The sequence below is a fragment of the Mucilaginibacter sp. P2_A4 genome, assembly GCF_056405015.1.
The window spans coordinates 200832-214546 of sequence record NZ_JBFUCX010000003.1 but is presented as its reverse complement, the minus strand read 5'-3'; the positions used below and the strand labels follow the sequence as shown (position 1 = coordinate 214546).

The window sequence follows — 13715 nt, the reverse complement described above, 5'->3', positions numbered from 1 at the left end:
TTTAATTTACGGAAAGTGCCTTTATCCGCTCGGCTGCACTTTTATTTTCCGGATTCATTTTAAATGATTTCTTGTAGTTTATCAGGGCGTCCTTTTTATTATCCGTTAATTCCAATACCTCTGCATAGCTATCGTAAGTATTTGCGCTATTAGGGTAAAGTGTTGTATTTAGTTTAAAAATGGAAAGCGCTTCGGTGGGTTTCTTCTGATTAAGTAGCTGGTATCCCCATGCGTTCAGGGAGTTTTCTTCTAATTTGAATGTAGCATCGTGTTTTTTCAAGTCGGCGGCAATGCTGCTTGCGTGGTCAAAACCCTGTTTTAATAATCCGGTCCTTAATTTTTTGAGACTTGGAGGTAAGCCGAAACCATTGGCTTCATGCATATCGGGGATATAATAACCGGCTATTTCGTCAATAAACTGATCTGGGTTGCCGCCCATCAGGTTGGTGAGTACAACGATAGAAAGGTCGTCTTTTAAGTAAATAAACAGTGCAGATCTGCCGCCACCTACCGGGCCTACTGCAGGGTGATCATCCCGGGTTACGGTTGGCCATCCCAGTGCATAGCCATTGGTGAGCTTATTAAATCCGCCAACATGCCCGTTATTTAGGATTGCAGGTTTCCACATCGTGTCTATACTTGATTTATTCTTCAGTAATTTACCTTCTTTTAGTGCGATGATCCAGTTGCCCACATCACCGGCTGTAGATTGGATGCCGGCCGCGGTTCTGTAAAACAAGGGGAACTGTATATAACCAACACCGGGAGTTTTGTTTCTGATAAATTGTCCGTTAACCAATTTAGTCATGGTATAGGCGCCGGCCGAGTTTGGAACCACATCATAAGAATCTCCGAACCTGGTTAAATTCATCCCGGCTACTTTAAATTGCCTTTCTTCAATAAACTTAGTGAAATGCATGCCACTCAATTTATTAATCACTTGGCCAAGCAGTACATAACCAGTTTGGTTATAGCTGAATTTATCGCCTGTATTAAACTCCATGGGTAATGCTTTTACCTTTTGCATGGCCAGTTTTTCGATGCCGTTGCCCAGTATTTGCTCATCGGCATCCAGCATATCCGGCAGTCCTGAGGTATGTGTTAACACCTGTTGCAATGTTATCTTTTGCCATGCAACGGGCAGGCTGTCCAGGTACATGGAGATAGGGTCAGTTGTCTTGAGTTTGCCTTCTTCGGCCAGTTGCATAATGGCTACACCCACAAACGCTTTGGTGATTGAATTGATGGAAAAGATACTGTAATCGGTAGCCGGAATATTGTTTTCAAGATTGGCTATGCCGAAACTGTTTAATTTAATGATTTTATTATTGCGTATTACCGCCAGTTGCAAGGCCGGTATATGTTTCTGCTGCATCTTATTTTTGATAAACACGTCGATACTATCTGACGTAAGATTTTGCGCGCTGGAAAAAAGAGGAGCTAAAAGACAGGCAAATAACAGGAATGTGATAGTGCGTATAAAGTTCATGAGCTAAAAATATATTATTAAGAGTTGTGATGTATAGCTTATGTTACATGTGATGATTTATTTGAAGAGGAATATGAAGACGGGTTGGGTGAAGATAGGTTCGTGGGAACGAACTATATAATATCCAGCCCGAGGCCGTTTTTTGTGTTTCAGGTAGCAGGAGGAGGACTAAATCAAAACTATTTTACAATAGCTACATATCCCGAAAGCTTTGTTGGGGTGCCATCGTTCAGGTTGATGATGTAATAATAGGTGCCGAAAGGTAGCGGTCGACTGTTGTAAGCACCATCCCAGGGCTGGTTGTAGCCTCGGGAATGATACAGTTGCTGCCCATAGCGGTTATAAACTTCAACTGTACAGTTGGGGTAATATTGCAGGTCTTTAATAACCCACAAATCATTAGTGCCATCGCTATTGGGGGTGAAAATATTAGGTACTATGATATTTTGCGGAGCTGCGTAAATAGTTAACATGCCAGGTACATAGGTGATGGCATAGTTTGGAGAAAACGCTCCGCTCACCATAATTGGATATTGCCCACTTGGGGAGTTGAGTATAGCATTGGTTGAAACTATGGGTAATAGGGTAAGTTGTGCGGGGCTTTCGTTATTAACCAAGCCAGTGTAAGTTGCTGTAAGTGTTGGATTTGGCGTGGCAAAAGCTCTTGATAAATTGTCGGCCGTGATGGTGAGTGCTGCCTGATTAACAGTGATGGAGGCAGGAACGTAAGTAATAGTATAGTTATTGCTATTAAAACTACCGTGGGTAGCGGCAGATGGAACTAAGGATGTATTATAAACCCCCACCGGGTCGCTCACGGCGGAGCCATAGCCGTACGTTAAGGTAGCATCCCCTATAGTTTCGCCGTTTTGCAAGCCGGTTGTTGTGAACCCGGTTGATCCGGCACCTCCCACAAGTGCAGTACCATAAATTTTGATTGCCGGCTTCGCGGCAACAGTAAGCAGCGCTTGCTTAACAGTACCTGTAAGCGGTATATTGACGTTGCCAGCGCCACTGTTGGCCAATGTTAAATTATTAGCATAATTGCCTACAGGTGCATTTGCGGCGAGCCTGATATAAATTGTTGTTGCGGCCACTGTACCTACAGCGTTAGGCAGAAGCGTAACGATATTGCCGAAACTCCTGTTATCGGTGCCGATCTCAAACCCCGCGGGCGGGGTTATAGCAATGGCGGAAGCAAGATTTGCGCCCGATACTTGAATGCTTGTAACGGAAGAAGGCGTGCCATAAGTTGTTTGAAGCACAAGGGGAAGTCCCGGATAGGTAATTACCGGTGGCGATGGCGCGTTAACAGTAAGGTTGCCGGCTTGATAGCTTATGTCATAATTGCCAGGCAAAAAGGTACCTCCCGCAGCGCCAAATGGAACAACCGAACTCGTGTACAAACCAGGAGATGATGGCGCAGGTGCGCCCAATCCATAGCTTATCCTGACATTGCCAACTGTTTCATTATTCTTCAAACCGGTTACCGTAAAATTTGTTGAAGTCAGCTCATCGGCCAATGCTGCGCCATAAGGCTTGTTTACATTGTTGGCAGTGATGGTGACAGGTGCCGGCAGTACAACCAGGTCAAAAGGAAAGTAGTTGATAATGTAGTTACCTGGAAGGAAGCCATTGTCGCCTTCAAAGTCAGACAATGTTACCGAACTTAAATACCTATTTACCGGGTCTGTAGCGGCAGCTCCGCCGTCAAAAGCGAATTTGATAGATTTAAAAGTATTGCCGTTTCGCAATCCGACTAAATTAAAAGTAAAGTTAGGTGTATTGTAATAGAGCGTAAAATCGGTAAGCACATCACCGTATATTTTACTATAAGTACCTATGATATCCAAAATAGAAGGCGATACAATGCTATTGGGCATAGTTACGCTGGCGCTTGCTGCACCATTGCTGCTTAATACAATATTGCCGCTATACGCACCGGCATTGGTTGTTGCTGCTAAGCGGATATAAACGGCTATGGGTACAGTTGTATTTGCGCCTCCAACAGTAATTATACTGCTGAAGGTCACATTATCCGTACTTGCCTCAAAACCGGGCGGCGGCGTAACTGTAATACCCGTGGATAAATTAGCGCCGGATACGGTAAAACTTGTTGAGGCAGACGGGATTCCGTAAGAGGTGTTAACAGCAGTAAGGCTGCCCGAAGTAGTGATGACAGGAACAGGTGGCGTAACTGTAATAGTAAATGTTACAGGTGCGCCGGTGCAGCCGCTGCCGGTGCTAATTGATGTATTGTTAATAAAGGCTGGTCCCTTAGTGGGTATATCAGTAACGAGTGTGTTAGTGGCTGTATTTATAACGTGTATAACAGCGTTATAAAGATCCGATACATATAAAGTGTTGCCGTCTGAACTCATTACCGGACTGTCCATTCCAATCCCGGCAAGCGGAATAGTAGCTATCACACTGGTGGTAGCTGTATTGATCACTTTTACTTCCTGTGACGCCCTTTCGGTTACATACAAGAATTTGCCATCAGGTGTCAATGCGGTGCCTTTGTCATAGGCACCCGAGGGTATCGTAACAATTACGCTGTTTGTTGCCGTATTGATTACTGAAACATTGTTAGAAAGCATGTCACATACATACAGCATGTTGCCATCCGGACTTATAGATGGTTGCAGCGGATACCTGCCTACCGGTATTTTAACGATAACGTTATTTGATAAATTGATGGCTACTATAGTACTTTCACCAACATCTGATAGATAAAGTTTGTTGCCGTCTGGGCTTAATAAAATACCAGAGGGATAAGCAGTTACCATAAAGTTATTGTCAATAAGCATCGATGATACGTTAATTGATTGGGTGGGCCCACCTCCCATAACACCATAAGTAGATATATATACGTGGGTGCCATCGTTACTAACAACTGCAAACATAGGAGTAGGCTCAGTGGTTACAGTACCAACCACGGTGTTGGTTGCCAGATCTATAACAACAAATGCCCCCGGGAGGCCCTGATTATCTATTAAAACGTATAGCTTAGTTTTGTCTTTACTTAATAGCATAAATCGCACCACGCCACCTGTATGAATTTTGGTAATTAATGTATTATTAAGCGCATTTAAAACATCTACTTCGCCATAGCACCCTACATAAGCTTTGCTTTGATCTGGACCTGCAAGGGTATAAGTAGGGATAGGGCCCACAGGGATGGTAGCTATAATGCTATTATTGCCTGCGCTTATTACAGATACACTGTTATCGTTGGTGTTAGCTGTAAAAATAAACCCGGCAGGCGCTGGCGTAACCGTAAAGGTTGCCTTTATGGGAGTAGTACCAGTATTGACGGCGGTAAATGACGGGATATTGCCTGACCCGCTGGCACCGATGCCGATGCCGGGGTTACTGTTGGTCCACTTGTAGGCGGGGGAAGTGCCGGTAAACTTAACAGCAGCCGTTAAATTACCGCTAATTACAGCGGTTTGGTCGGCTATAGCATTAACTACCGGCAGCGCTTTTATGGTAGCGCTTACCTGCGCATTGGAGGTGTTTGCGCCGACCGATGAAAAACTCACATTACCCGATATATTACCTATAGGCGCCGTTACTGAAGAGCGTACATAAACAGCGGCTCCGCTTTGTGGCAAGGCAATAGTATTGGCAAAAGGGCCGGAGGCCGCCAATGATAGTTCGAAGTTTGAAGGTGCCGTTGCCGTAATATTTGTTGATAAACCAGTACCGGTAACAACAATTTGTTGCAGGTTGGGGCTTGCAGAAGCTGAGCCGGCGCAACCGATAATTGTACCTGTTGCAGTTCCTGCCGTTATTGTTTGCCCATATATTACTGGTGCTATTAAGCAAAAAAAGCAGATAAAACCCAGTACCAATAATTTATTGCGCATAGTTTAGGCCGAACATTTTTAAAGCAGTGAAGATAATGGTTTATTTTTTTCACTATCGTGAGATTTTCAATTGAATTTAAAGGCTGTTTTCTCTTTCATGAGTGAAAGGAAAACAAGAAGCTTGTGCGCCCCGTTACTGTAATAACTGGTCCGTTTATACAAGGAATACGAGCAAGCCAAAGAAATTATTTATTAAAGGTTGAGTTTGGTGCGCAGTCGGGGAATTACTAAAATCGAACCATTTATTGTGCCGTCTGCTGTTATTTTAATTTACAGAGGGCTGTTTTACTAATGGCTGTCTAATCGGCAACCAAGCAAAATATAGATTTAATCCTGGTGTGGCTCGTTTTTTATTTATATTGCTTTGGCATCGGCACAACTTTAACAATGCTTACCACAATGGGAAAAGACGATTTCAAATTAACCATCCACATGGTTTCAAGCCTTGACGGATTTATTGCGAAAAAAGACAATAGCATTTCTTGGTTTGAAACCGTTGACAACTATGAAAAAGGAGTTACGCTGACTGAACAGGATACTGCGGCGTTTCTGAAATCGATAGATTGTTATTTGATAGGTTCCCATACCTATGAGCACGCACTAAAGCTTTCAAAATCTTACGGGTGGGTTTATGGGGAGGTTCCGGTTATTGTATTAACGCACAGAGATTTGCCAGTTGACGGACATAATGTTGAGTTTTATTCGGGGGACCTGCATAAACTTGTGAATGAACGACTAAAACCGAACTATCAGCATGTTTGGATGGCAGGGGGAGCTGTACTTGCCAAAGATCTGATTCGTTTAAAGTTGACAGACGAAATAAGGGTATCAATCATCCCCATTATTTTAGGTGAAGGAAAACTGTTTTTTGATCATATTGGGCAAGAGCAAATGTTGCACGTGAAAAACGTGACGGCTTACAAAAACGGGATAGTGGAGTTGCACTATGAAATAAGGAAATAGTTGTTAAAGTAAAAGCCTCTCAGATTTCTCTGAAAGGCTTTTATTTACTTGAGGTAGCGGGAGCAGGACTCGAACCTACGACCTTCGGGTTATGAGCCCGACGAGCTACCAACTGCTCCATCCCGCACTATTTTTGTTGTTTATTGCTTTTCGGCATAACTTCGAAAAGCTTTTTCCAATTATGAAAATGCAATTTGCACTCCGTTTTAATTGGACTGCAAAGATATAATTCGTTTCTTTGCAGTCCAAATATATTTTTAATTATTTTTATATGAGTCACCAGGCAGGTTTTGTAAGTATAATTGGTAAGCCCAATGCAGGGAAATCAACCCTTATGAACGCCCTCGTTGGCGAAAAAATGTCAATCATTACCCCTAAGGCGCAAACTACCAGGCACCGTATTTTAGGAATTGTTAACGACGAGAACTATCAGATAGTTTTTTCTGATACGCCCGGAGTTATCAAACCACACTATGCTTTGCACGAAAGCATGATGCACCAGGTAGACGGCTCCATCGTTGATGCCGATCTTATTTTGCTGGTTACAGATATCTACGAAGAGTTTGATGAGACCGATGTGCTTAAAAAACTGGAAGGTTCTTTGGCTCCTATCGCGGTACTGATCAACAAGATTGACCAAAGCGACGAGGAAACGGTAAAAAAGAAAATTGAGTTTTGGCAGGAAAAGCTAAACCCCAAAGCCATTTTTGCTATATCGGCATTAAAGGGACACAATATTAAAGCCATTATGGATTTCGTGATCGGGAATTTGCCCGAGCATCCGGCTTATTACGAAAAAGACCAGCTAACTGACAGGAATGACCGTTTTTTCGCTTCGGAAATGATCCGCGCCCAGTTGCTTAAACAATACAAAAAGGAGATCCCTTATAGTGCCGAAGTAATTGTGACTGCATTTGTTGAGGGTGAAACCATCCACCGCATCAGTGCAGAAATTATTGTGGAGCGGGATTCGCAAAAAAATATCATTATTGGCCAGGCTGGCAGCATGCTTAAAATAGTAGGCACCTATGCCCGCCGCGATATGGAAGAGTTTTTTCAAAAGAAAGTTTTCCTGGAGATGTTTGTAAAAGTGATACCAGACTGGCGCAGCAAAAAAAATTACCTTAAAAAATTCGGGTACGAGTAACAGACCTTAGAATCAAGAGTCAGGAATCAAGATATGGCTTGACTCTTTAATAAAATTTCATTTAATATATAGAACGGGAAATTTAAGATAGATAGATTTGCATAAATCTTGACTCTTGGTTCTTGATTCTTGACTCTAATTTAAAAGCATGAGTAACATAGTAGCCATAGTTGGCCGCCCTAACGTAGGCAAATCAACTTTATATAACCGTTTAACAGAAACCCGCAAAGCCATTGTTGATGATTTTAGCGGTGTAACCCGCGACAGACACTATGGTGTTTCTGAGTGGACCGATCATCAATTTACCGTTATTGATACCGGGGGTTATGTGGCAAACTCTGCCGATGTATTCGAAGCAGCCATCCGCGAACAGGTAGAGATAGCCATTGAAGAGGCATCTGTGATTTTGTTTATGGTTGATGTTACCACCGGTATTACCGATCTGGATGATGAAATTGCTACCATGCTGCGCAAAAGCAAAAAGCCGGTTTTTGTGGTAGTTAATAAGTTGGATAACAACGCGCTGCTTGCTGATGCTACAGAATTTTACAGTTTAGGCTTGGGCGAGATTTATAGCATCTCATCCATGACAGGCTCTGGCACGGGCGAATTGCTTGACGAAGTTGTTAAGGAATTTGATGATGAGGTACTGGAAGAAAACACCCGCCCCAAATATGCCATTGTAGGCAGGCCAAATGTTGGTAAATCATCTATCATTAACTCACTTATTGGTAAAGAACGTAACATTGTTACCCCTATTGCAGGTACCACCCGCGATTCTATCCACATCCATTACAACCAGTACGGTCATGATTTTATGCTGATTGACACGGCTGGGATGCGTAAAAAAACCAAGGTAAAAGAAAACATTGAGTTTTACTCAGTAATGCGTACCATAAAAGCGCTTGAGGAGGCCGACGTAATCATTTTGATGATTGATGCCGTTGAGGGTATCGAATCGCAGGATATCAACATTTTCCACTTGGCCGAGAAGAATAAAAAAGGCGTCATGATTGTGGTGAACAAATGGGATTTGATTGAGAAGAACAACAAAACCGTTAAGGTTTTTGAAGAGATGATCCGCGAAAAGATAGCGCCATTTACTGATGTTCCAATCGTATTTACTTCGGTTACCGAAAAACAACGTGTGTTAAAAGTGATTGATGTAGCCAACCAGGTTTACCAAAACAGGGCGCGCAAAATAGCTACCTCAAAACTGAATGAGATAATGCTTCCGATCATCGAAAACTATCCGCCGCCATCTATCAAAGGCAAATACGTTAAAATTAAATACATTACCCAAATTGCCGGAACATCACCAATGTTTGCGTTCTTCTGTAATTTGCCGCAATACGTTAAGGAGCCTTACTACCGCTTTATTGAAAATAAACTGAGAGAGAACTTTGAGTTTAGCGGTGCCCCAATACAGGTATGGTTTAGGCAGAAATAAGGATTTAGATGTGCAGATTTCAGATGTGCAGATGATGTCTGAACGTAAACTCTTTGGATAAGCAGATTGGTAGGATTTTTCAGAAAGTCTTACTAATCTGCTTATCGTGTTTTAGAGAGTTTTGTACATCTGAAAATTCGGATATTTAAAATCTGCACATCTGCACATCTGAAATCTGCACATCGGTGCGCCCCTACTGCTCCAGGGCCTTTTTATACGCCACGTCATTTCCGTTCAGCACTTCGTGGAAAGCATTGTCGCCCCATTTAAACCTCACGGCACTGGCTTTTAAAATGCTTTTGATGTAATCTTTTGATAAGCGCAGCTCGCGCGAGTCCATCTCTTTAAGTGTTTGAGACGCGTAGATGATAAAATTATTAAACTCATCATCGCTTACCGAATAATGTTTTATAAAGTCATCACCGGTTGAGTATTTATTAAGCAAAGGCAGCATCCTGTCTATCACATAGGCCGAAAATAGTTGCAACTCGCTTAAGTTTTGTAGTACCTGTGTGTTTTGTGTGGTATCAGCAGGTACAAAGACATCGGGCATAATACCGCCGCCGCTATAAACCTTACGTCCACCTGTGGTATGGTATGATGATCCTTTAAAAACGGTGTCGTTTAAATTACTTTGTTCAGAAAATAGCTCCCCTTTTCTCATGCGTTGAGCCAGCTCGTTACGGTAGCTACTCAATCCACCCTTGTATGATTTTTGTATCGATCTGCCGGATGGGGTATAATAACGAGCCACAGTTAAATTAACCGCCGAGCCATCGCCAAACGGAAACTGCTGCTGTACCAGTCCCTTACCAAAGGATCTGCGACCCACAATAGTTGCCCTATCCAAATCCTGTAACGCGCCTGCCAGTATTTCACTTGCCGATGCCGAGTATTCATCTATTAATAAAGTAACCTTGCCTTGCTGAAAAGCGCCGGAATCGGTAGCAAAGTAATCTGTTCTGGGTTCGTGGATTCCCTTGGTGTACACGATCAATTTACCTTTGCCTAAAAACTCATCGGCCATTGATGTAGCAGCGCTTAAATAGCCACCGCCGTTTCCACGCAGATCAAGCACCAACTTGCTCATGCCATTAGTCTTAAGTTTATTAAGTGCGGTACGGAAATCAACATCTGTAGTGGCAGCAAATTTACTGATCTTGATATAGCCTGTATTTGCATTGGCCATATAAGCCGCATTTACACTGCTGACGTCAACCCGGCTGCGCTTCATTACATAGGGTATTGTACCAGTGCCATTTGCGTTGGCAACGTCCATAACTAAGGTGGCATCCTTTTGGCCCCTGAAAGCGTTGTTAACTCTATCGGCAGTAAGTTTTGTGCCCGAGAATTTTTTATGGTCCACATTAATCACTTTGCTGCCTGCCAGTAAACCAGCCTTGGCAGCCGGCCCGCCTGCGTACACCTGCGTAATGATCAGTGTATCGCGCAGCAACTGGTATTCTATACCTATGCCGTTAAAACCCCCTTCTAAACGTTCATTAATACTTTGTGCCTGTTGCGGAGGTAAGTAAAGGGAATGCGGGTCCAGGTTTTGAAGCAGTTCATTAATGGATGCACCTTCAATGCTATCAACATTAACACTATCAACATAATTTTGCCCCACCAGGTTTAAAACCTGCGAAAGCTTATCGCTGCCAGAAAATGAAAAGCCAAGGCCACGGTCGGTATTATTCCTACTTATCCACAACCCAAAAGTAACACCCACCAGCAACAGGATCAGTGTCCTGAAAATTACACCCGCAGTTTTTTTCATATCCGATAACAAAGTTAGTCAATGCTAAACCAATAATTTTTATCAGCAGCCTTGCATTTGATGTTTTTTACCGAATTTTGTTATAAATTATTTAATAATAATGGAAACCACCACCGAAAGGGAATCGAATTATAATAATCTGGAGCTTCAATCAGTAAAAGAAATCCTTGAAAACATAAACCGGGAAGATCAAACTGTGCCGCAGGCAGTTGCTAAAGCTTTGCCGCAAATTGAAGCCCTGGCTACTATAACGGCATCGCGGATGAAAGCAGGAGGCCGGTTATTTTATATTGGTGCAGGTACCAGTGGCAGGTTAGGCGTTGTTGATGCATCGGAGTGTCCTCCAACGTTTGGTGTTCCGTTTGATATGGTGGTGGGTATTATTGCCGGTGGCGATTTTGCCATTCGCAAAGCCGTTGAGTTTGCGGAAGACAACACTGAACAAGCGTGGAAAGATCTTTTGGAATTTAACATAAATGATAAAGATGTATTGGTTGGCATTGCAGCCTCGGGTACAACGCCGTATGTAATTGGCGGGTTGAAAATGGCAGCGAAGCATAATATTGTTACCGGCTGTATAGTTTGCAATAGCGGCAGCCCGGTTGCTGCTGTAGCCCAATACCCTGTTGAGGTAGTTACCGGCCCTGAATTTTTAACCGGATCAACCCGAATGAAGGCAGGGACCGCCCAAAAGCTGGTTTTAAATATGTTGAGTACCTGTGTAATGATTCAGCTGGGGCGGGTAAAAGGGAATAAAATGGTTGATATGCAGCTAAGTAATGATAAGCTTATCAATCGTGGCACGCGCATGGTGATGGAACAAACCGCACTAAACCAAGCAGATGCTGAAACACTTTTAAAAAAATACGGCAGCGTAAGGGCTGCGGTTGATAATTATAATACCACTATTTGAAAATTTGGTGATTTGAAGATTTGAAAATGTTTTGAACTTGATTCTGCTAATTCTTAAATTCTGAGAATTCGGGTTCAGACAAAAAATGGAAAGAGAATGCACGAGATAGAACCATATTACCGCTGGAGAGATGATTACATTGCATCTGAAGATGAGTATTCTCCTTTTTATGCAACAGAATACAGTGAGTTTGAATTTGATAAGCAGGTATACAATTACCTGCTCCACCCCCAATGGGATTCATTCGGCTCAAACACCCTTTATATGAAAGTGCTATTTGCCGACTATGAAAAGGGGTATACCATTATAGAATTTATTGGCGAATGGAACGATGCGATTAACAATGATATCATGTTGCTTAAGCGCGAGATCCTGGAGCTGATGATAGATAATGGCATCAGTCGCTTTATTCTGATCGGTGAAAATATATTGAACTTTCACTCCTCTGATGATTGCTATTATGAGGAATGGTTTCAGGATGTTGAAGATGGCTGGATAGCCGGCATCAATTTCCGCGAACACGTGATTGACGAATTTAAGCGCAACAATATCGACTATTACATCAACTTCGGCGGCCAGCTTGACGATCTTGCCTGGCGCAGCTTAAAACCCATCCAGGTATTTAAAAAGGTTGAGGAACAAATGGTAAAAAGGCTGAATTAAAATAGTTCAACCCTCCCCGGAAGTGAGGGTTTTAAAAGTCTCCCTTACCGGGGGAGATTTAGCGGGGTCTAAAACTCCTCGTGTATATAAGTCATGATCCTAACCATCTCCTCCCTGATCTCTTTTGATGGGCGGGTAAAGTTGTTATTCATGAAGGCGAAGGCCAGCCTCTTGCCTTTACGGGTAACCAGGTAACCGCTTTGATTATGATTGTTGGATAATGAGCCTGTTTTTGCCCATATAAAAGCCTGCCCATTATCCGTTTTATAGGCTCTTTTTATAGTTCCGGTTAATCCACCCGCAGGCATCAGGCTATGTAAAAGCGAATCGCTTTTTATTTCATCATCAATTTTACAAAGCAGTTTTACAACACTGCGGGGAGTAAACAGGTTATAGCGTGAAAGGCCCGATCCATCAACCCATTGAGGTTCATCTGGTAAATCTTTTAAAAAATTAGCCTTGGCATAATTGATAACAGAATCCCTGTTGAGCATATTAAACTTTACCGATGAGCAAACCAGCAACAATTGTTCGGCGATAAAATTATCACTGGGTAGCAACATGCGCCGGTAAACGGAATCGGCATTGGTATTATAAATAGTTTTTGCATTGCTGCTTACCGGCAACTTTACCGTATAAACGGCTTTTTTTAATGTGTCCTCCAATAACGCCCGGGTTAATATATCACTTGTTTTCCACGGCACCTGCTGCTTAAAAGTTGGTGGTATTATCCTATCCGGATAAACAAAATTATTACTTAAAAAATCGCGCTTAACTTTAAATATACCTGCAGGATAATCTGCATCGCGGGTAAGATATCTTTTAAAATAGTTGGGTTTCACCTGCATGTTTCCATCATGATCGGCATATAGCAGGGCTTCATTATCTTCAATAGGTAAAGCGTTAATTTCTACCTGGTAATCATCATTATAATCATCCCATCCCCATCCTGGTCCAAAAAAGTCGCCGGTGTAGCCTGTTGTTGAATAGTATAGTTTCTTACTGCTTTTCTGTAAAAACTTAAAGCCGTTAACACCTTTCAGATCGCTGTGCAGGAACGAGGGATCCCCGGTTCCCCAAAAAACAAGCGAATCATGATGAACCTCGTATTTTAGGGCCGGTATCGAATCGCCCAGCATTTTAAGGCAGGTATAAAAAGTAAACAATTTAGTATTTGATGCAGGAGTGAAATATTTGTCGGAGTTTAACTCAAATACCATCTTTTTTTCATCCATATCATACAAAGCAAACCCGGTGAAATGGTCATTAACTATCTGCGAATGTCTGAACTGTTTTTTTATCTTTCGTTTTTTAATAGTTCTGCCATAAACAATATCACTACCCAATAATAAGCCCCCAATAATTAGCAGAAATGTAAATGTTGTGCTTCGCATAAATAAATATTTATATAACCAATTAATGTTGTAAATTTAATATACCA

At 42.3% G+C, this 13715-nt stretch carries 9 protein-coding genes and 1 tRNA gene; 5 read left to right on the top strand and 5 right to left on the bottom strand.

The window, feature by feature from the left end; genetic code table 11:
- Window position 1 precedes the first annotated feature (1 nt).
- On the bottom strand, window positions 2–1489 hold the full coding sequence (locus AC1DYB_RS07505) for a serine hydrolase (RefSeq protein WP_477433691.1): 1488 nt from the start codon (window positions 1487–1489) through the stop codon (window positions 2–4).
- A 179-nt stretch (window positions 1490–1668) separates the two neighbouring features.
- The gene (locus AC1DYB_RS07500) at window positions 1669–5361 is read right to left on the bottom strand and encodes an MBG domain-containing protein (RefSeq protein ID WP_477433689.1); all 3693 of its coding nucleotides are present in this window, start codon (window positions 5359–5361) and stop codon (window positions 1669–1671) included.
- A gap of 399 nt (window positions 5362–5760) precedes the next feature.
- Between AC1DYB_RS07500 and AC1DYB_RS07495 the strand changes: the two genes are divergently transcribed.
- On the top strand, window positions 5761–6324 hold the full coding sequence (locus AC1DYB_RS07495) for a dihydrofolate reductase family protein (protein WP_477433687.1): 564 nt from the start codon (window positions 5761–5763) through the stop codon (window positions 6322–6324).
- 54 nt (window positions 6325–6378) lie between these two features.
- Here AC1DYB_RS07495 and AC1DYB_RS07490 read toward each other — a convergent pair.
- Window positions 6379–6451, bottom strand: a tRNA-Met gene (locus AC1DYB_RS07490).
- Window positions 6452–6595: 144 nt separating this feature from the next.
- Here AC1DYB_RS07490 and era point away from each other — a divergent pair.
- A complete protein-coding gene (era, locus tag AC1DYB_RS07485) occupies window positions 6596–7471 on the top strand; it encodes a GTPase Era (protein WP_295721960.1) in 876 nt (291 codons plus the stop codon).
- 148 nt (window positions 7472–7619) lie between these two features.
- Window positions 7620–8921 carry a ribosome biogenesis GTPase Der gene (der, locus tag AC1DYB_RS07480; RefSeq protein WP_295721958.1) on the top strand — a complete coding sequence of 434 codons (1302 nt, stop codon included), beginning with the start codon at window positions 7620–7622 and terminating at the stop codon, window positions 8919–8921.
- A gap of 193 nt (window positions 8922–9114) precedes the next feature.
- Here the strand turns inward: der and AC1DYB_RS07475 are convergent, their stop codons facing one another.
- On the bottom strand, window positions 9115–10698 hold the full coding sequence (locus AC1DYB_RS07475) for a S41 family peptidase (RefSeq protein ID WP_477433685.1): 1584 nt from the start codon (window positions 10696–10698) through the stop codon (window positions 9115–9117).
- Window positions 10699–10798: 100 nt separating this feature from the next.
- Between AC1DYB_RS07475 and murQ the strand changes: the two genes are divergently transcribed.
- Both murQ and AC1DYB_RS07465 read left to right on the top strand, forming a co-directional pair.
- On the top strand, window positions 10799–11611 hold the full coding sequence (gene murQ / locus AC1DYB_RS07470; RefSeq protein ID WP_477391176.1) for an N-acetylmuramic acid 6-phosphate etherase: 813 nt from the start codon (window positions 10799–10801) through the stop codon (window positions 11609–11611).
- Between the two features lie 96 nt (window positions 11612–11707).
- Window positions 11708–12274, top strand: coding sequence for a hypothetical protein (locus AC1DYB_RS07465; protein ID WP_295721952.1), 567 nt, complete (start codon window positions 11708–11710; stop codon window positions 12272–12274).
- A gap of 68 nt (window positions 12275–12342) precedes the next feature.
- On the opposite strand, the gene AC1DYB_RS07460 is transcribed toward AC1DYB_RS07465, so the two are convergent.
- Entirely contained in the window at window positions 12343–13668 is a 1326-nt protein-coding gene (locus AC1DYB_RS07460; protein ID WP_477433683.1) for a D-alanyl-D-alanine carboxypeptidase, read from the bottom strand.
- Between the last annotated feature and the right edge of the window lie 47 nt (window positions 13669–13715).